At 67.3% G+C, this 18,840-nt stretch carries 12 protein-coding genes; 1 reads left to right on the top strand and 11 read right to left on the bottom strand.

Annotated elements, in window-relative coordinates; all coding sequences use genetic code 11:
• Positions 1–42: 42 nt before the first annotated feature.
• The 10 genes from addA to ubiE all read right to left on the bottom strand — a co-directional run bounded on the left by addA (position 43) and on the right by ubiE (position 16,647).
• Positions 43–3,552, bottom strand: coding sequence for a double-strand break repair helicase AddA (gene addA, locus I6F33_RS21620; protein ID WP_225144102.1), 3,510 nt, complete (start codon positions 3,550–3,552; stop codon positions 43–45).
• Positions 3,546–6,692 carry a double-strand break repair protein AddB gene (gene addB / locus I6F33_RS21615; protein ID WP_225144101.1) on the bottom strand — a complete coding sequence of 1,049 codons (3,147 nt, stop codon included), beginning with the start codon at positions 6,690–6,692 and terminating at the stop codon, positions 3,546–3,548. Before addB ends, addA begins: the two co-directional genes overlap by 7 nt.
• A gap of 197 nt (positions 6,693–6,889) precedes the next feature.
• Positions 6,890–7,612, bottom strand: a complete 723-nt coding sequence (locus I6F33_RS21610; protein ID WP_036024455.1) for a nucleotidyltransferase family protein — start codon at positions 7,610–7,612, stop codon at positions 6,890–6,892.
• A 119-nt stretch (positions 7,613–7,731) separates the two neighbouring features.
• Positions 7,732–8,049 (bottom strand): PilZ domain-containing protein, encoded by a 318-nt coding sequence (locus I6F33_RS21605; protein ID WP_036024457.1) that lies wholly within the window; start codon positions 8,047–8,049, stop codon positions 7,732–7,734.
• 87 nt (positions 8,050–8,136) lie between these two features.
• The gene (tsaE, locus tag I6F33_RS21600; protein WP_225144100.1) at positions 8,137–9,654 is read right to left on the bottom strand and encodes a tRNA (adenosine(37)-N6)-threonylcarbamoyltransferase complex ATPase subunit type 1 TsaE; all 1,518 of its coding nucleotides are present in this window, start codon (positions 9,652–9,654) and stop codon (positions 8,137–8,139) included.
• Positions 9,651–12,155 carry a PAS domain-containing sensor histidine kinase gene (locus tag I6F33_RS21595; RefSeq protein ID WP_225144099.1) on the bottom strand — a complete coding sequence of 835 codons (2,505 nt, stop codon included), beginning with the start codon at positions 12,153–12,155 and terminating at the stop codon, positions 9,651–9,653. Before I6F33_RS21595 ends, tsaE begins: the two co-directional genes overlap by 4 nt.
• Before the next feature lie 205 nt (positions 12,156–12,360).
• Positions 12,361–12,819 carry a dUTP diphosphatase gene (gene dut, locus I6F33_RS21590; protein WP_225135235.1) on the bottom strand — a complete coding sequence of 153 codons (459 nt, stop codon included), beginning with the start codon at positions 12,817–12,819 and terminating at the stop codon, positions 12,361–12,363.
• Positions 12,816–14,258, bottom strand: coding sequence for a bifunctional phosphopantothenoylcysteine decarboxylase/phosphopantothenate--cysteine ligase CoaBC (coaBC, locus tag I6F33_RS21585; protein ID WP_225144098.1), 1,443 nt, complete (start codon positions 14,256–14,258; stop codon positions 12,816–12,818). Before coaBC ends, dut begins: the two co-directional genes overlap by 4 nt.
• 56 nt (positions 14,259–14,314) lie before the next feature.
• Positions 14,315–15,889 (bottom strand): 2-polyprenylphenol 6-hydroxylase, encoded by a 1,575-nt coding sequence (gene ubiB / locus I6F33_RS21580; protein WP_225142412.1) that lies wholly within the window; start codon positions 15,887–15,889, stop codon positions 14,315–14,317.
• Positions 15,886–16,647, bottom strand: a complete 762-nt coding sequence (gene ubiE, locus I6F33_RS21575; RefSeq protein ID WP_225144097.1) for a bifunctional demethylmenaquinone methyltransferase/2-methoxy-6-polyprenyl-1,4-benzoquinol methylase UbiE — start codon at positions 16,645–16,647, stop codon at positions 15,886–15,888. Before ubiE ends, ubiB begins: the two co-directional genes overlap by 4 nt.
• Before the next feature lie 81 nt (positions 16,648–16,728).
• On the opposite strand from ubiE, the gene mutM reads away from it, so the two are divergent.
• Positions 16,729–17,610, top strand: a complete 882-nt coding sequence (mutM, locus tag I6F33_RS21570; protein WP_225128061.1) for a bifunctional DNA-formamidopyrimidine glycosylase/DNA-(apurinic or apyrimidinic site) lyase — start codon at positions 16,729–16,731, stop codon at positions 17,608–17,610.
• Positions 17,611–17,844: 234 nt separating this feature from the next.
• Here mutM and I6F33_RS21565 read toward each other — a convergent pair whose 3' ends face one another.
• Positions 17,845–18,588 (bottom strand): ParA family protein, encoded by a 744-nt coding sequence (locus I6F33_RS21565; RefSeq protein ID WP_225144096.1) that lies wholly within the window; start codon positions 18,586–18,588, stop codon positions 17,845–17,847.
• Positions 18,589–18,840 lie beyond the last annotated feature (252 nt).

Genomic DNA, 18,840 nt, shown 5'->3' with positions numbered 1-18,840 from the left:
ATCGGCGCGACCTGGAATCGCGCCCGGGATCATGGGGTCAACCTATGAACGGCCCCTTGCCGGGTCAAGGACGCTCACACCGAGATGAAGGGATGCCAGCGCCGCGTCCAGCGCGGGGGGCGAAATCTCCATATATTCAAGGGCCTCGGTCCAGAGCAGGACGGCCCTGACCGGCTTTTGGGGATAAAGCCGCGACAGCACCGCCCGGTACAGCGCAAGCTGGAGGACATAGGTCGCCGGCGCCTCGGCCGCGCTTTTAGGCGCTGCTTGGTTGGTCTTGAAGTCGACGATCAGGACCTCCTCGGGGCGCACGACCAGCCGGTCGATCTGCCCCGACACCAGGGCCGGCGTGCGGCCCGGCCGCTCCAGCCGCCCGGCGATCGCGACCTCCGCCCGGCTGCCGGCGGCAAAGACGGGCGCGAAACGCGGCTCCGTGATCAGGGCGAGCACCTTGTCGGCCAGTGCGATGCGATCGGCCTCCGGCCAGTCCGCGGCGTTGCGCGCCATGAAGCCGAGCGCGGCCTCGCGCCGGCGCTCGCCGGCGATCTCGGGCAGCGATTGCAACAGGCGATGCACCAGCGTGCCGCGTTGCAACGCCAGCGCGCGCGACTGCACCGATTCGCCCGATCGGACGCTGCGGCCCTCCTCGGCAGGCTGGCCCGAGGGGCGCACGGGATCCTCGTCGATGGTCTCGCGCGGGGCCGGTGTCCGCAGCCACTCCGGCAGCGCGATGGTCTGGTGCACGGAGGCCGCCGGCGCGCCCAGCGCCGCGACGTCCTCGGGACGGGCGAACCGGGTGACCTTGCCGAGCGGCGTCTCGATCACCTGCTTGTCGAGGCCCGAGCCTTTGAGCCCGGTGTCGACGAGGTCGTACCAGCTCAGCTTGCGCACCGTCTTCATGTTGCCGGGCATGCAGCCGCCGACGATCAGCCGATCGGCCGCGCGCGTCATCGCGACGTAGAGCAGGCGGCGATATTCGTCCTCGGTCTCCTCCAGCATCGCCTTGCGCGCCTCGGCGACAGGCCTGGGATCGTCGGCCTTGCGGCCGGCCCAGACCACGACCTCGCCGCCATTACCGCGCGGTACCTGGATCAGCCGCAGCCGCTGCGAGTCCGCGGGCGAGGACGTGGTGTCGACCATGAACACGACCGCGGCCTCGAGGCCCTTGGCGCCGTGCACGGTCATGACCCGCACCTCGTCGCGCGAGATCTCCATGTCGCGCTTCACTTCGGTGTCGGCCGAGCGGAGCCAGGCCATGAAGCCCTGCAGCGAAGCCGGCGCCTTGCGCTCGTAGTTCAGCGCGAGCTCCAGGAATTCGTCGAGCGCGTCATTGGCCTCGTGGCCGAGCCGGCGCAGGATGCGCGCACGCCCGCCATCGCCGCCCAGCAGCCAGGCGTAGAACGCGAACGGCGTCTCCTCGCGGGCGCGGATCTCGCAGGATTCTAGGCGTCGCAACGCCGTGGTGAATTTCTCGCTTGTGGCCGCATGGTCGCCCAGCGCGCGGCGCAGCGATCCCTTGCGGTCCCACGCAAGCTGGAACAAATCGTCGTCATCGAGCCCGAACAGCGGGCACTTCAGCGCCACCGCGAGCGCGAGATCGTCCTGCGGCAGCAGCAGCGCGTCGGCCAGGTTCATCAGGTCGATGATGGCGATGTGCTCGGTCAGCTTGAGGCGGTCGGCGCCGGCGACCGGGATACCAGCGTGCTTCAGCGCCTGGATCACGGCGTCGAATGCGTTGCCGCGCCGGCGCACCAGGATCAGCATGTCGCCATAGCGAAGAGGACGACGCTCGCCCTCGTGCCCGGTCAGCGTGCCGCTCTCGACCAGCCGCTTGATCTCGGCCTGGATGCGTCGGGAAAGCTTGACCTCGGGGCTGGTGACGGCGACGCCGTCGAATGGCGCACGCCAGCCCTCGATGTCCTGCCGATCGTCGGCCTCGGCGAGATCCCACAGCTCGATCACGCTCGGGCCGGCATCGCTCAGCGAATTGTGCAGGGGATGGCCGATGTCGACCGAATGGATGCTCTTGTAGATCGCGGGATCGCGGAAGACGTGGTCGACCGAATGCAGGATCGTCGCGCCCGAGCGGAACGAATAGGTGAAGGCGACCGGATCGAATTTCAGGCCGGCGGCGGTGAACTTGCGATGCAGCTCGCGCCTGCGCGCGTCGAACTCGTGGGGAGCTGCGCCCTGGAACGAGAAGATCGACTGCTTCTCGTCGCCGACAGCGAAGATGGTGCGGTTCAGCCCCTCGCGCGCACCTTCGCCGGCGGTGAACTCGGAGATGATGTGCGCGATGATTTCCCACTGCCGCGGGCTGGTATCCTGCGCCTCGTCGATCAATACGTGATCGACGCCGCGGTCGAGCTTGTAATGCACCCAGCCCGAGGCGATGCGGTCCAGCATCGCCAGCGTCTTGTCGATGAGGTCGTCGTAGTCGAGCAGGCCGCGCTCCTGCTTCTCGCGGCGGTAATTCGCGGCGGCCGCTGTCGCGATATGCAGCAGGGCCGCGGTGCGGTCCCGAACCGTCACGGCGCGGCGCTTTTCGATCAGCCCTGCAAGGCGCTGCGCCTCGGCTTCGAACAGGCGGGCCACGGACGGATTGTGATCGCAGAACTTCTTGGTCAGCACTGCCTTGCGCGGCAGCTTGTCGTCGGTGAGGAAGACGGACATATAGACATCGACCTGATCGCTGCCGGAAAACATCTTTGCCGCGCGCAGCCGCCCCGCCTGGTCATTGTCGGATTTGCTGCCGTCCTCCAGCGCGAAGGCAATGTCGTCCCAGCGCGCGCGCGGCAGGAACGGGCCGTCGAGAATTTCCGTCTCGACGGCTTCGATACGGTCGCCGATGTCAACGCCCAGCACCGCAGCCATCTGCGCCGCTGCGGCTTCCGCATTGCCGGCCCGGTCGGTCCAGGCCATGAAATGATCGCGGCTGAGGCACGCCTCGCGCACGACCTCCTTGAAGGTGACATCGGCGGCGCTCGCCATCGCCGTCAGCAGCGCGCGGCCGGTAACGCTCTCCGGATCGCGCGCGGCTTCCAGCAGCACCTTCAGATTGGCACGCTCCATCATGTCGGTCTGGTCGCGCTCGTCGATCACGGCGAAGCGCGCGGGAACGTTGGCCTCGAACGGAAATTGCTGGAGCAGGCGGGTGCACAGTGCGTGGATGGTCTGCACCTTCAGCCCGCCCGGCGTCTCCAGCGCGCAGGCGAACAGTTTTCTCGCGTCGCGGCGCAGCTTTGCGCCGGGATGCGGGATGCCGACCGCGCGGATCGCCGCGTCGAGCGCGTCATCGTCCAGCGTCACCCAATGACCGAGCGTGGTGAACACGCGCTCGGCCATGTTGGCGGCGGCAGCTTTTGTGAAGGTGATGCAGAGGATCTTCTCCGGTGGCACGCCCGAGAGCAGCAGGCGGATCACGCGCTGCACCAGCACATGCGTCTTGCCCGAGCCGGCATTGGCCGAGACGAAGGCCGATGCAGTCGGATCGGAGGCGCGCGCCTGCCGCGCTCGCACCTCGTCAGGGATGGGACGCGGCGCCTTCACCATTCCTCGATCCCCAACCCGCCGGCCGCGGACCATTCCTTGATCCGGGCAAGGTCGTCATAGGTGCCGTAGCGATTCGCCCACATCGGCAGGTTCAGCGATGTATAGGCCTGGTTCTCGTCCTCGAAGGCGCGGATCAGCGCTTCCAGCTTTGCCCTCGCCTCGGCGGCCGCGGTGTCCGGCGGCTGCGGCTCGTCGCCGGGCTTGTACTTGAGCTCAAGGATGCGCTCCTCGCCGGGTGGATTGTTGCCGCTGAGGCGGACATAGACGAGCTGGCTCACGGAGGCGCCGGCGTCGATGTCGGGAAAGCCGCCCTCGCGCAGGATCGCGGCTTCCAACGTCAGCTGCGGCGACAGGCCCATGCGGACCTGCTTGCCGGTCGGCGGCTGGCCGGTCTTGTAGTCGAGGATGGCGTAGCCGCCGCCCTGGCGGCGTTCGACGCGGTCGGCGCGCGCAGAAAGGCGGAAGCTGCGCTGAGGATCGAGCATGATCGAGATCTCGCCACGGGTCTCCGCGACGATCGCCACGATCGCCTCGCGCCGCGCCATCTCCCATTCGCCGAACCAGCGCGCGATGCGCTGGAAGCGCGGCCACCACAGCGCCCGTGCCTCGGGCCGCTCCATCAGCGGTGCAAAGTGCTTCTCGCCGATCGCGCGCAGCACCCGCGCGGGATCGTCGGGCAGACGCGCCGCATAGCTCTCCGTGAACTCGCCGATGGCATCGTGAATCGCCGAACCGCGATCGGCGGCCGAGAGCGGCATGTCGACCGGGTCGAGCGCATCGAGCCTCAAGATGCGTTTGGCGTAGATCGTGTAGGGATCGCGCAGCCAGTCTTCGATCTCGGTGACCGACATCTTGAGCGGCCGTGTCGCGCGCGGCGGCCGGGGCTCCGGCTGCTTGATCGGCTTGACGTCGTCGGGCTGGTCGAGCGCCGCGGCGAACTGCACATATGTCTCGCCGGCGCGAACCGCCGCCTTCCAGAGCTCATCGCCGGCCACCGCCTCCAGCCGATGAAGGAAGCGCGAGGCCACCGCCGGCGCGCCGCCGGCCTTTGCGGAATGAGTGAGAATGACCTCGTCGCCGCCGAGCAATTGCGCGAAGTCATGGGCGGACAGGCCGATGCGGCGCTCCGGCAGATCGAGCCCGAGCTCGTGGCGCATCGGCCGGCTGAGCCAGGGATCGATGCGCGGCGCCGGTGGCCAGACGCCTTCGATCAGGCCGCCAATGATGATGCGGTCGGCCTGCATCAGGCGCGATTCCAGCGGGCCGTAGATTTGCAGCCGCGCGCCCGGCCTGTCGCGCCGCCGCACCGCGCGATCGCTGAACGCGGTCTGGAAGACGTCCGGGTAATCCGCTAGCTGCACCAGCAATCCGCTGGTCGTGCCGCCGCGCAAGAGATCGTCGAAGGCGCCGGCGAGCGCGAGTCCATCGCGATCCTCGAAGGCGAGCGGAATGCCCTGATCGTCGCGCGACAGCTCGATCATGATCTCGCGATGCCGATGCGCAAGCTCCGCGAAATCATACGGCTTCGCCGGCGGCAGGCTCTCGATCGGCGCCAATGCTTCTTGCAGGGCGTCGATCAGAGCCTGGATGCGATCGAGATCCTCGGCCTTGAGACGCGCCCGCGGCTCGGCGCGATGCAGTGCGGAGACCTCGCTGCGCCACAGCTTTGCCAGCTCCTCGCGGAAGCGGTTGAACTCGCGCAGGAGGCCGGCCGTGCCTGCCGGCGGGCGCGTGCCGCGCAGCAGCGCAAGCTCCAGGCTCTCGATTGCCATCTTCCACGCGCCCGGCGCGCGGCCGAGCCGGCACAGCGGATGCTTCAGCATCGCCAGCAGCGTCGGCGGCTCCAGGCCCTTGGTCGCCGCCTCCGCCGCGAGGCGCGCAAACGTGCCAGCGGATGTCTCCATCAAGACGTCGCCGCCGGAATCATCGAAGGCGAGATCCCATCGGGTCAGCGCCGCCATCACCCGCCGCGCCAGGGCGCGGTCGGGCGTGACCAGCGCCGCGGATTTGTCCAGGTGTCTGGCCTCGCGCATGGCGATGGCGATGGCGAGCGCTTCCATTTCAGGATTGGGCGCTTCGACCACCGCGAGGTTCTTCATGCCGCCCGCGATCTTCGCGGCGACATCGGGCTGCTTCAGCCGGTCGTGCCAGACCTCGGTCTTGGCGGACGGCCGCATCGATTCCGACGCGAGCAGGTCGCGGCCGTCTTCCGCTGGCGGCTGCAAAATCTCGACGTCGCTGCGCTTGATGCCGAAGCGTTGCAGCAGCGCATTCATGGCGTATTGCGGATGGTTCGAGGCCGGATGTTCCGCGAACTTGCCGAGCGCATCGCGCACGCCGCCGATGCTGCGCCAGGAATCGTCGTCGAGATCGGTGTCGAGGCCCGGCAACACCACCGCGCCATGCGGGAGCGAAGCGACCGCGCGCAGGAATTTTGCGGTGGCCGGCATCGAGCCGGTCGAGCCGGCCGCGATGACGGGGCCATGCGGATCCGCGATCAGCCGTTTGGCTTCCGCTTCGATCAGTTGGTCGCGCCGCGCGGCCGGCTCGATCCGGTTGATCTCGGTGAGATGATTGGGCCAGGCGATGCGGGCGATGCGCAGGAATTCGAGCGAGTGCTGCCAGTAGCGGTCGAGGTTATCAGGCACGAGGCCGTCGAGCGCGCTCCAGTCGACGCCGCGCGTCACCATGTCGTCGATCAGGCGCGCGAGATCGGACGCCAGCGCCAGCGTCGAGGCGGGGCCGCCCACCACCAGCGGCGCCAGCACCGGGCCCTTGGCCCAGGCGGCGACGAGCTGCGCCAGCGTCAGGCGCCGTTCGAGCTCGCCCAGGCGCGGCGGAATGTCGAGCGGCGCGGTCCCGGAAAACTGCTCGCTCTCGCCCGCGAAAGCGAGCTCGTCCTCGTCGATATCGCCGAGCGCGACGATGCGCGGCAGCACGACGGCATCCGCCTTCATCTCGTCGAGGAAGATCTCGCGCACGATCCGCATGGCGCGCCGCGTCGGCAGATACAGCGTGGCGTCCGCCAGCCGCGCCGGTTCCTTGCGCGCCTCGAATCCCTCGACCAGCCGCCCATCGAGCAGGGCGGTGACGACCGTGCGCAGGAACGGAACTGAGATGGGAACGCTGAAGACGCGCATGGGCTGCCTGATTCGAAGGATCAGGCAATATAGGGAGGCGGGGTCAAATGGTCATGGGTGGAGGAGGAGTCGTCCCCGCTGTTCGCCGAGGTTCGTAGCCCGGATGGAGCGCAGCGCAATCCGGGATGCTGCTCCGCGGCGAGAGGCCCCGGATTACGCTACGCTCCATCCGGGCTACGGCCTCTTCGAGGCAGCCCCTACGCCACGCTCTCCAAAAACGCCTCTTCCGCGGCGTGCACGGCGTCGGGCGTGCCGACATGCATCCAGACGCCGTCGAGGCGCAGGCCGAACAGCCGTTCCTGCTCGCCCGCGCGATCGAACATCTTCGTCAGCGAGAATTCGCCCTTGGGTGCGTCCACGAAGATCGCGGGCGACATGATCGCCGCGCCGGCATAGACGAACGGAACGACCTCCTTCTCCTTGCGCTTGCGCAAGGCGCCGTCGGGCAGCATGCCGTAATCGCCGCGGCCGCCATAGCCGATGCTGGTCGCGGTCGGCGCCATCAGGAGCAGGATGTCCATGCGATCAGGGTCGAAATTTTCCGCGAGCCGCGTCAGGTTGGAGCGCACACCGTCGATCCACAGCGTGTCGGAATTGACGTGGAAGAACGGCGCATCGCCGAGCAGCGGCAGCGCCTTGACGACGCCGCCGCCGGTGCCGAGCACCTGGTCGCGTTCGTCGGAGATCGTCACGCGCGGAAGCTGGCGTGATGCGACGTGGTCGATGATCTGGTCCGGCAAATAGTGCACGTTGACCACCGCCTCGGTCACGCCGGCCTGGCCGAGCTTGTCGAGCACGTGGTCGAGCAACGGCTGGCCTGCGACCGGCACCATCGGCTTCGGCATCTTGTCCGTCAGGGGGCGCATGCGCAGGCCAAACCCTGCGGCGAGCACCATGGCTTTGGTCGGCTTGACGGACATCCTTCCCCTTCTCAGGATCTTTCGCGTTCGCAGCAATCCTAACACGAGGCTCGATCTGCCGCACCGCATCTCAACCGCCTTAACCACCCGCCGTGACGGTTGTACGACGGGTGTTGCCGTCACGCCCCAACGGCTGTGGAACGTAGCTTTTTCTTCTTGTCGCCCACTTTCAGGAAATTGACACCGATCTGGTCGCCATTGACCCAGGCCAGCTCGCAACGCCGGTAGGCGAGCCCCGTGGAGGACAGCAGGAGAAAGAATTCCTTCAGATGCAGGCCTTCGACCGAGCCGTCGATGGTCAGCTTGGCGCCGGTCTCGGAGACGTCCTCCATGGTGCAGTCGCGCCGCCAGGTGCCGTCGATTCCCATCATCTGGGCTGAAAACCCGCGCTCGAAAATAACCCGGCTATTTCCGCGCTGATCCGCTTTCGCTGCCATCTGCTCCGCTCCAGCCCCGCAATGTTCCGGCTCCCTCGGCGCCAGAATAGCGACATCTTGGCTAACGGCCGGTAAATCGGTCCTGAATCAGCCCGGCGGCGGGACGTTGGCGAGATACCAGTCGCGCAGATGGGCGAGCGCGGGATGCGCCAGCGAGCGCTGGAGATAGGTCCAGATCCGCGGCTGATGGCGCAGGTAATGCGGCTTGCCATCGCGTCGGTTGAGCCGGGCGAAGGTGCCGAGCAGGCGCGTGTTCCGCTGCGCCGACATGATCGCGTAGAGCTCGGCGAAGCCGGCGGCGTCGAAGCTCGTGTCCTGCGCCCGCCGCGCCTTGATGTAGCGCGACAGCAGCGTCAGCTCGATGGTCTCGGGTACGTCGATGCGGGCGTCCTGGAGCAGCGACACCACGTCGTAGGATTGCGGCCCCAGCACGGCGTCCTGGAAATCGATCACGCCGACGCGCTCGATGCCGCTGCGCTCGCCGAGCCAGATCAGATTGGGCGAGTGATAATCGCGGATGATCCACGTCCGCGGCGCCGCCAGCGGCCTCTTCAGCAATTCGCGCCACATCGCAAAAAATTCCGCGCGCGCCTCATCGCTCAGCGGCGCGTTGCGATCGGGCAAATACCATTCCGGCATCAACCCGATCTCGATCAGCAGCGCCTCGACGTCGAAGACGGGGATCGCGTAGGTCTGCCCGTCCAGCGGCAGCGTCTCCGGTAGCGTCTTGCCGTGCAGCATCGCCAGCACGTCGGTGGCGGCTTCGTAGCGCTCGAGAATCGGCCGCGGCGGATCGCCCTCGATCACGCCCTCGCTGCCGAAATCCTCGGAGATCAGAAAGCCCTGGTCGAGATCGAAATGATGGATCGCAGGCGCGGAGATCCCCTGCGCCCGGAGGCCTTCGTCGATGGCGACGAAGGGTTTTACGTTCTCGGCCAGATGCACCGCGGCGCTGTAGGATTTTCCGTCGTAGAGCGCCGCGCCATCGGGCCGCTGCGGGAAATTCATGAGGATGACGATGTCCTCATCGCGCACGAGCCGCGCATAGGAGCGCGTCGAGGCGTCGCCCGGCATGCGCTTGCGCGTCGCATCGATATAGCCGGATGCGTCGAGGAATTCGCGCAGCGCCTGCAGCCGCGCAACGATGGCGGCGGCCTTGCCATGGCCTGTGATGTCGGCGGCACGCGCATTGGAGCCCAGCGCCGGCCGGTGCGTCAGCGCGATGTCGATGCGGTCCTCGGGCATCGCCGACGGAGCGCGCTCCGGCCATTCGATCAGCACCAGCGTGGCATCGGGCAGCGGCGACAGCCCGATCTCCTCGAGCTCGCTCTCGTCCTCGACGCGGTAGAGATCGGCATGCAGCACCGGGAAGGGCGGCAGCTCGTAGCCCTGCACCAGCGTGAAGGTCGGGCTCGGCACCTCCAGCGCGTCGTCGGCGGCGAGATAGCGGATCAGGCTGCGCGCCGCCGCGGTCTTGCCGGCGCCGAGATCGCCGGTGAGGGTGATGACGTCCCCGGGGCCAAGCAGCAGCGCGAGGTCGGCCATGAGCTGCGCCGTGGCCGTCTCGTTGTGAAGCGCGACGGAGAATGTGGTTGTTTCCGTCATTCGGCGGCGTCGCGATGCGCCGCCTGGTCGGTCGGGAAATCGCAGATCACGACCGTGCCGCGGCCGACGATCGAATCCACCCGCACCTTGCCGCCATGCAGCTCGACGAAGGAGCGCACCAGCGACAGGCCGAGCCCGGCGCCGCGGTGACGCGAGCCCTGCGAGCGGCTTTCGAACCAGTTGAACACCTTGTCTTTCATGTCGGCAGGTATTCCAGGGCCCGAATCTGTCACGGTGAAGACCACGCTGCGTTCGGTGCGCCGCGCGCTGATGCCGACGGTGGAATCCTGTGGAGAAAACCCGACGGCGTTGGCGAGGAGGTTATAGAGCACCTGCACCACGCGCTTCTCGTCGCCGACGAAGCTGCCGACGTCGGGCGCGATCTCGACCTTGAGGCGGATGCGGTCGGTGGCGAGCCGGTCCTGGATGCCCTCGGCGGCAAGCTCGATGGCCTTGCTGACGTCGACCTGCCCGAGTTCCAGCTTCATCGCGCCGGCGTCGATGGTGGCGAGATCCAGGATGTTGTTGGTGAGCGCGAGCAGAGCGTTGGTCGATTTGGTGACGTAGTCGAGATATTCGGCCTGCTTCGGCGTCAGCGGTCCGGTCGAGGGATCGCTGAGGAAATGCGCAAAGCCGATGATAGTGGTGAGCGGCGAGCGCAGCTCGTAGGAGACGTGGTGGACGAAATCCACCTTCATCTGGTCGGCCGCCTCCAGCGCCTCGTTGCGCTCGCGCAGCGCGCGCTCGACATTCTCGGTGTCGGTGATGTCCTGGAAGGTCAGCATGGTGGCGCCGTCCGGCAGCGGCCGGATCATGCCGTCGAGCACGCTGCCGTCCTTGCGCTCCAGCTTCAGCGGCAGGTCGGCGCGGTTCTCGATCGCGGTGATGGCCTCGCGGATCTGGCGCCAGACTTGCGGATCGTCGAACAGCTGATGGCACCAGCCTTCGACGGTCTGGATATGCGGCTCGTCGCGCATGGCATCGCTCGACAGCTTCCACATCCGCACGAAGGCCGGATTGAACAGCTGCGCCTTGCCGTTGCTGCCGAACACCGCGACCCCCTCGGCGAGGCTGTCCAGCGTCTCGCGCTGGACGCGGATCAGGCCGTCGAAGCGGCGGGCGAGGTCGAGGCTTTCAGTGACGTCGTCGAACAGATAGGTGACGCCGCCCTCGGGATTCGGCGTGGTGACGACCGAGAGCGCGCGGCCGTCAGGCAGGAACCAGGTGTCCTTGGCGGTCTCGACCGCGCGATAGGCCTCGTGCAGCTTGGCCTTCCAGGCGCGGAAATCCGGCTGCTCCGGTAATTTGCGCGCGGCGCGGAGCTGGTCGAGCACGCTGGAATCGTCGGGATGAGCGTCGAGGAAGTTGCGATCGAGATCCCACAGCCGGCGATAGGAATCGTTGTAGAAGGCAAGGCGCCGCTGGCCGTCGAACACGGCAACGCCGGAGGAGAGCTGGTCGAGCGTGCGGCGGTGCGCCTCCGCCATGCGCACCAGCGCCGAGCTCAGCGCATCCGCCTCGCTGGCATCGATGGCGACGCCGACGCTGCCGCTGCCGACATTGACGGCGCGCACATCGTAGATGCGCCGTTCGCCGCCGACCACGATCGGCAGCCGCGAGGTGAAATTGGCGGCTTCCTTCAGCCTCCGCTCCATCGCATTGCGGTCGTCGCTGTCGAGCAGCTCGAGCTTGCGCTCCTGGGCATCGATGGCGCTGGTCGCTTCGGTGGCGCGCACATAGGCCGGGTTGGCGTAGGTCAGCGCGCCGTTCTCGCCCTTCGCCCAGATCGGCCACGGTGCGGCCGCGGCAAAGCCGCGAAGCATCTCGGTCTCGTCGGAGAGCGCCTTGTAGCGCAGATTGGTCTCGGCCAGATCGCGGCGGAGGCCCGAGAGCTCGCGAATGCGGACGATGGCCTGGCCGCCGATGGCGCGCCCGATCGCTTCCAGCATATGGCCGTGCGCGGTGGTCAACGTCAGCTGGAATCCGTCGCCGCGCTCGCGCAGCGCATCGACCGCATGGTCCATCAGCAGCGCCGGTTCCGGCGGCAGCCAGGTTCCGAACGCCAGCACGCGCTGCGGCGAGGAATCGCGCGGCAGCACCAGCGCGATATCGCCGGAAATCTGCGCGCGGTTGTCGCCCGCCGGCCATGAGATCAGGATCTGCGGCTCGGCGAACAACAGTGCGCCGAAGCGGTCGGCCTGGAGCTGAAGTTCCCCGATCCGCGCGCGCAGCCGCGCCTCGTTCTTCGCCGTGCGCACCCGCGTCCGCATCAACAGGATCGCGGCCATCACCGAGAAGCCGAGCAGGGCCAGCGCGGTGGCGAGCACCGCGAGTTCCTGCCGGTTGAGATCCATCACGAGGGCGAGGGTGTCGATGAGGTCGGCGGCCTTGGCCGGCGCAGCCGGCAGCAGCGCTGCGAGAGCGCCTCCCACCAAGCCGTTGCGCGCCAGCGATGTGCACGACAACAGCGTCCGACGCATCGACACGATCACGCCTGACATAGTTGCCCCAAGACGCGGAAATTCAAGACCGCACGAATCTGCGCGCGGCGACCCCCGTCGCGCGCGAATCAAAAGACAATACCCTCACCGCGACTCCGCCGGTAAGAGTCCAGATCGTGAACGCAAAGGCGGCCCCAAAAAAATGCGGGCCGCGCGGTTCCAAGGCGCGTGGTTCTGCGGATGATTCGGCTGGAGTTGTCTTGGGTTAGCGCCCGGTCGAGCCAAAACCGCCGGCGCCGCGGTCGGTCGCCGACAATGTGACGACGGGAACCAGCGCGGCCTGCAGCACCGGCGCGATCACCAGCTGGGCGATGCGCTCGCCGCGCTTGATCACGAACGGCGCGGTGCCGTGATTGATCAGGATCACCTTGATCTCGCCGCGGTAGTCCGCATCGATCGTGCCCGGCGAATTCAGCACGGTGACGCCGTGCTTGGCCGCCAGCCCCGAACGCGGCCGCACCTGCGCCTCGTGTCCGGGCGGCAAGGCGATGGCAAGGCCCGTCGGCACCAGCGCGTATTGGCCTGGTGCGAGCGTCATGGGCTCGTTGTCCGGCACCGCGGCCATCAGATCGAGGCCGGCGGCCTCGCTGGTCTGATAGGCCGGCAGCGGCAGGCCCTCAGCGTGGGCGAGGCGTTGCAGCTCGACGGTCACCTTCGTGCTCAAGATGCGGACTCCAGGGATTTGCCGGTCACGCTCTTCGCGATCTGCGCGACCAGTTCGATCGCGACCTGTTCCTTGGTCATCGCCGGCCAGGAATCAACTGCAATCTCGCCGTCCGGCGCACCGGTCTTGCGGCTGAGCAGGTGGACCGTGTTGCGGTCGCCGCCCATCACGCCGGTGGCGGGCGAGACGTCGTTGGCGACGATCCAGTCGCAGCCCTTGCGCGCGAATTTTGCTTTGGCGTTGTCGATTAGGTGCTCGGTCTCGGCGGCAAAGCCGATCACGAGCCTCGGGCGCTGCTCGGCGAGCTTGGAGATGGTGGCGAGGATGTCGGGGTTCTCGACCAATTGCAGCGGCGGCATGCCGGCTGCGGTCTTCTTCAGCTTCTGCTCGCCTTCATTGGCGACGCGCCAGTCGGCGACCGCGGCGGCGAAGATCGCGACGTCGGTGGGAAGCGCGGCCTTGACCTGCTCCAGCATCTGCCGCGCCGATTCGACATGCTTCACCGTCACGCCCGGGGGATCGTCGAGGTCGACCGGACCGCTCACCAGAGTAACCTCGGCGCCCGCGGCCTGCGCAGCGGCGGCAATGGCAAAGCCCTGCTTGCCGGAGGAGCGGTTGGCGATGTAGCGCACGGGATCGATCGCCTCGTGGGTGGGACCGGCGGTGATCAGCACGCGCTTGCCGGCGAGCGGCTTCGGCGTCGGCGGCCGCAGCAGGCGCTCGGCGGCATTGGCGATCTCGATGGCTTCCGACATGCGGCCCGTTCCGGCTTCGCCGGCTTCGGCCATCTCGCCCGCGTTCGGGCCGATCAGCACAACGCCGTCGCGCTGGAGCTGGGCGACGTTGCGGCGCGTCGCCGCGTTGCTCCACATCAGCGGATTCATCGCCGGCGCCAGCAGCACCTTGCGGTTGGTCGCGAGCAGGATGGCGCTGGCGAGGTCGTCGGCATGGCCGTTCGCCATCTTCGCCATCAGGTCGGCCGTGGCCGGCGCCACCACGATCAGGTCGCAGTCGCGCGCGATGCGTATATGGCCGGCATCGAACTCGCTCTGCGGGTCGAACAGGTCGGTATAGACGCGCTCATGCGACAGGGCGCTCGCGGCCAGCGGCGTCACGAATTGCTGCGCCGCCTTGGTCAGCACGCAGCGGACCTCGATGCGGCGCTCCTTCAGCCTGCGGATCAGGTCGAGCGACTTATAGGCCGCGATCCCGCCGCCGATGATCAGGGTGACGCTGACCTCGGGAACGGCGCCGCTGCGCTGCGGCGTCGGGGCGGCGGAGGGCACCGCAAACGGCGTCAGCGGCTCCTCGCGGCCCTCGATCAGCTCCCGCAGGATGACCCGGACCTCCTCCTCGACCGACCTGTGGTTCTTGGCCGAGCGCAGCCGCAGATAGGTTTTGACGGCATCGTCGAGCTTGCGGATGGTCAGGCTTGCCATGACGCCCTCCGGCACGGAATGATAGCGATGCTATCACTCCAGTGATTGCAATGCAATCACAGATTCCGGACGGCGATCAGAATCCCGATGAAGGTCGCGGCAATGATCCAGAGCGCCACGGTGCGCCAGCGGTTCTTGCGGCCCTCGCTGCGTCCCATCGCCGCGATGCTCTCCGGCGACAGCCTGATGCCCTCCCGCGTCATGGTCTCGAGCTGCTCGAGCACCTTCACCGACCGCTCGGCGATCTCCGGCAGGCGCATCAAGACCCGCGCGATGTCCCCGGTCCCTGTGAGCGCGCCCTCGATGCGGCCGATCGGTCCGAGGTTGCGCTCGATCCATTCGCGCACCACGGGGTCGGCGATCCGCCAGATGTCGAGCTTGGGATCGAAGCCGCGCGCCACGCCCTCGACCACCACCATGGTCTTCTGCAGCAGGATCAGCTCGGGCCGCGTCGTCATGTCGAACAGGCCGGTGACCTCGAGCAGCAGCGTGAGCAGCCGCGCCATCGAGATCTCTTCCGCCGTGCGGTTGTGGATCGGCTCGCCGATGGCGCGGATGGCTTGGGCAAAATTCTCGACCGAATGATGCGCGGGCACATAGCCGGCCTCGAAATGCACCTCGGCCACGCGGCGATAATCGCGGGTGATGAAGCCGAGCAGGATCTCGGCGAGGAAGCGCCGCTCCTTCATGCCGAGCCGGCCCATGATGCCGAAATCGACCGCGACGAGGCGGCCGGCGTCATCCAGGAACAGATTGCCCGGATGCATGTCGGCGTGGAAGAAGCCGTCGCGCAGCGCGTGGCGCAGGAAGCTCTGGATCACCTTGCGGCCGAGATCGGGCAGGTCGACCCGCGCCTCGGCGAGGCGCTTGTGATCGTTCAGCGCGATGCCGTCGATCCATTCCATCGTCAGCACGTTGTGCGTGGTGCGGTCCCAGTCGACGGCGGGCACGCGAAAATCGGGATCGTCGCGCGTGTTCTCCGCCATCTCCGACAAGGCGGCAGCCTCTAACCGTAGGTCCATCTCCATCGCGACCGAGCGCGACATGGTGTTGATGACCTCGATCAGGCGCAGGCGCCGCGCCTCGGCCGAATAAGCCTCAGCCTTGTGCGCGACGTAGAAGAAATCGGAGAGATCGCGGCGGAAGCGCGCGGCGACGTTGGGTCTCAGAACCTTGATCGCGACGGACTTGCGGATGCCGTCGCGCACCACCTCGCCGCGATGCACTTGCGCGATCGAGGCCGCCGCGACCGGCGGGCCGAAGCTCACGAAGATGTCCGTCAGCGGCCGTTCCAGCGAGGTCGCGATCGTGGCCTCGGCTTCCTGCTGCGGAAACGGCGGCAGGCGGTCCTGCAGGCTTTCGAGGTCGCGCGCCATGATGACGCCGACCACGTCGGGGCGCGTGGCCAGGAACTGGCCGAGCTTGAGATAGGCCGGGCCCATCCGCGTCAGCGCGCGCGAGATCCGCGGTCCCTGCTTGGCGCCACGGCGCTCGATGATGCGCGCCAGCTTCAGCGCGAGCTGTCCCGGCGGCGGCACCAGGCTCGGATCGACCGCGCCGAACACGCCTTCGTGCGCAAAGACGAACGCGGCGCGGATCAGGCGCGCAATGTGGGTGACGGCAGAGATCACAAACGCCAGCCCGAATGCAGTGCGACGATGCCGCCGGAGAGTGTCTGCCAGCTGACGCGGGTAAAGCCGGCCTCGCGGATCATGTCGGCGAAGGCGGCCGGCTTTGGAAATTTGCGGATGGACTCGACGAGATACTGGTACGATTCGGCGTCGCCCGTGACCATGCGCCCGAGCGGCGGGATCACCTTGAACGAGAACAGATCATAGAGCTTGTCGAGGCCGGGCATCTCGACAGTGGAGAATTCCAGGCACAGGAAGCGGCTGCCGGGTCTCAGCACGCGATAGGCCTCGCGCAGCGCAAGGTCGATCCGGGGCACGTTGCGGATGCCGAAAGCGATCGTATAGGCATCGAAGCTGCGGTCGGCGAAGCCGAGCGATTCGGCATTGCCTTCGACGAAATCGACCTGGGTGTCCAGATGACGCTTGGCGGCGCGTTCGCGCCCCACGGCCAGCATGTCCGCATTGATGTCGCACACCGTGGCGTGGAAGCCGGGGCCGGCGGCCTTGGCGGCACGGAACGAGATGTCGCCGGTGCCGCCGGCGACGTCAAGCAGCGCGAACGGCCGGTCGCCCCTCGGCGGATCCAGCGCGGTGATCATGATGTCCTTCCAGACCCGGTGCAGGCCACCGGACATCAAATCGTTCATCAGGTCATAGCGCGACGCCACGCTGCGAAACACATCGTTCACCAGCGTCTGCTTGTCCCCGAGGGGAACGTCCCTGAAGCCAAAATGCGTGGTTTCGCCCGGCCGATCCATTACTCTACTCCACTCGGCGGACCATAGCCCGCCCGCCGCAATGGCGCTATCACACCGCCTTCATAAGGTGAATGCCCGACCATGCCTGAATTGCCCGAAGTCGAGACCGTCCGCCGCGGCCTTCAGCCCGTGATGGAGGGCGCGAAAATCCTCGATGCGGAGGCCCGCCGGCCAGATTTGCGCTTTCCGTTCCAGCCCGACTTCGTGGCCCGGCTCAAGGGGCAAGTCGTCACGGGCCTCGGGCGCCGTGCAAAATATCTCATGGCCGATCTCGCCTCCGGCGACGTGCTCTTGATGCATCTGGGCATGTCGGGCTCGTTCCGCGTCATCAAGCCGGACAACGAGGCTCAGCCAGGCGAGTTTCATTATCCGAAGGCCAAGGATTCCGCGCACGATCACGTGCTGTTTCGGATGTCCTCAGGCGCCGACATCGTCTTCAACGATCCGCGCCGCTTCGGATACATGAAAGTTATTGCGCGTGGCGCGCTCGAAGACGAGCCGCTGCTGCGCGGGCTCGGCCCCGAGCCGCTCGGCAACGAATTCGACGCCGCGATGCTGGCGCGCTCCTGCCAAGGCAAGACCACGAGCCTGAAGGCCGCGCTGCTCGACCAGCGCGTGGTGGCCGGGCTCGGCAACATCTATGTCTGCGAGGCGCTGCACCGCTCGCATCTGTCGCCGCGCCGCATTGCTGCGACGCTATCCACCAGGAAGGGCGAGCCGACGGACCATGCGCAGCGCTTGGTCGGCGCGATCCACACCGTGCTGAACGATGCCATCAAGGCCGGCGGCTCCAGCTTGCGCGACCATCGCCAGACCTCGGGCGAGCTCGGCTATTTCCAGCATTCGTTCAGGGTCTATGACCGCGAAGGCGAAAAATGCACGACGCCGCGCTGCGGCGGCACGATCAAGCGGTTCGTGCAGAACGGTCGTTCGACCTTCTGGTGCCCGAAATGTCAAAAGTGACCCTCGGGATTGCCGCAGCGTCGTAGCCCGGATGGAGCGCAGCGTAATCCGGGGCCGGCCTCTCCGCGGAGAGACCTTCCTGGATTGCGCTTCGCTTCATCCAGGCTACGGGAGCCCTCGCTACAACGCACGAGGCGAAGCAATCCGGCCGGGCTGGTGGCCGAACTGCTTCGTCGCTTGGGCCCGTTCACCGGATGGCGAAGAGCCCGACTGTCGTCCGAGCGATCGCCCCGCTCAGGACGCCAGTGCCGTGGTCTCGTCCGCCGCCTGTTCCGCAACGATCTGCAGCATGCCGTGCGCAGCCGAGATGACCTGGTCGATCAGGACATTGGTGGTGGCTTCGAGCTCGAGCCGGGTCTCGATCCAGCGCCAGAGGCCGCGGATCTCGTCCGCCGATTTGCCGTTCGGCGCGAATTCACTCACGGCAAGGCCGCTCGCAAGCGCGTCCTGGTGATCGTTGCGCATCACGATCAGCGGCCGCGCGAGCACATCAGCAAGATCGAGCGCGGCCTCCTCGGCGAGCGCGGTCGCGGCGTTGTCGATGCGCTGACCGCGGATCGGCGTCTGGTTCAGCACGAAGCTGTAAGGCCGCTTCCAGGCGCGGGCGACACTCAGCGTCGAGACGGTCGCTTCGATGTCGGCGACGCTGGGACGGGCCGGGATCAGGCAGAGGTCGGAATGGCGGATCGCGGCGGTGGTGGCGGCGCTGAGGCCGGCGGCGGTGTCGACGATCGCGAGCTGGAGGCCGCTGTCGGCGAGCATCTTGAGACGCGGCGCGATATCGGCGGCGTGATAGATCGGCTCGACGACGAGATCGTCGGTCAAGCGGCGGCGCTGCCAGTTGGAGAGGGTGCCCTGCGGGTCGGTCTCGATCAGGCGGACGGTGAAGCCGGCCTGCTTGGCGGCCAAGGCGAGGCCGACGGCGAGCGTGCTCTTGCCGCTGCCGCCCTTTTGGGTGGCCAGTACGATCGTGTGCATTGAAGGTCAATCCTTTGGAGTGCTGGGTCAGGGATACGCCACGCGAACGTGCATCGCTTCTGGATGCTGAGCGCTTCTCGCTCAGGACGTGCCGGCCCGATCCAAAGGGGATCGCGGAGGTCCGAATCAACGGTAACGATGATGGCGGAATCGCGAATACCAGCGAATCCGTACCATTACCGGCTCCGTAGTCGTACGTAAGATGGCCCGCACGGCCGTGCCCCGGCTCTGCGCGGCAGCGCAAGCGCTGCA

Source organism: Bradyrhizobium sp. BRP20 (assembly GCF_020194215.1).
GTDB lineage: Bacteria > Pseudomonadota > Alphaproteobacteria > Rhizobiales > Xanthobacteraceae > Bradyrhizobium > Bradyrhizobium yuanmingense.
Note: the sequence above shows the minus strand (reverse complement) of the source record. Positions and strands in the feature narration are given on the sequence as shown.

Coding starts and splice junctions, on each gene's coding strand:
- coaBC (WP_225144098.1), bottom strand. CDS start 14,258: ATGGCAAGCCTGACCATCCGCAAGCTCGACGATGCCGTCAAAACCTAT.
- ubiE (WP_225144097.1), bottom strand. CDS start 16,647: ATGGATCGGCCGGGCGAAACCACGCATTTTGGCTTCAGGGACGTTCCC.
- mutM (WP_225128061.1), top strand. CDS start 16,729: ATGCCTGAATTGCCCGAAGTCGAGACCGTCCGCCGCGGCCTTCAGCCC.
- addB (WP_225144101.1), bottom strand. CDS start 6,692: ATGCGCGTCTTCAGCGTTCCCATCTCAGTTCCGTTCCTGCGCACGGTC.
- I6F33_RS21595 (WP_225144099.1), bottom strand. CDS start 12,155: ATGTCAGGCGTGATCGTGTCGATGCGTCGGACGCTGTTGTCGTGCACA.
- tsaE (WP_225144100.1), bottom strand. CDS start 9,654: ATGACGGAAACAACCACATTCTCCGTCGCGCTTCACAACGAGACGGCC.
- I6F33_RS21565 (WP_225144096.1), bottom strand. CDS start 18,588: ATGCACACGATCGTACTGGCCACCCAAAAGGGCGGCAGCGGCAAGAGC.
- I6F33_RS21610 (WP_036024455.1), bottom strand. CDS start 7,612: ATGTCCGTCAAGCCGACCAAAGCCATGGTGCTCGCCGCAGGGTTTGGC.
- I6F33_RS21605 (WP_036024457.1), bottom strand. CDS start 8,049: ATGGCAGCGAAAGCGGATCAGCGCGGAAATAGCCGGGTTATTTTCGAG.
- addA (WP_225144102.1), bottom strand. CDS start 3,552: ATGGTGAAGGCGCCGCGTCCCATCCCTGACGAGGTGCGAGCGCGGCAG.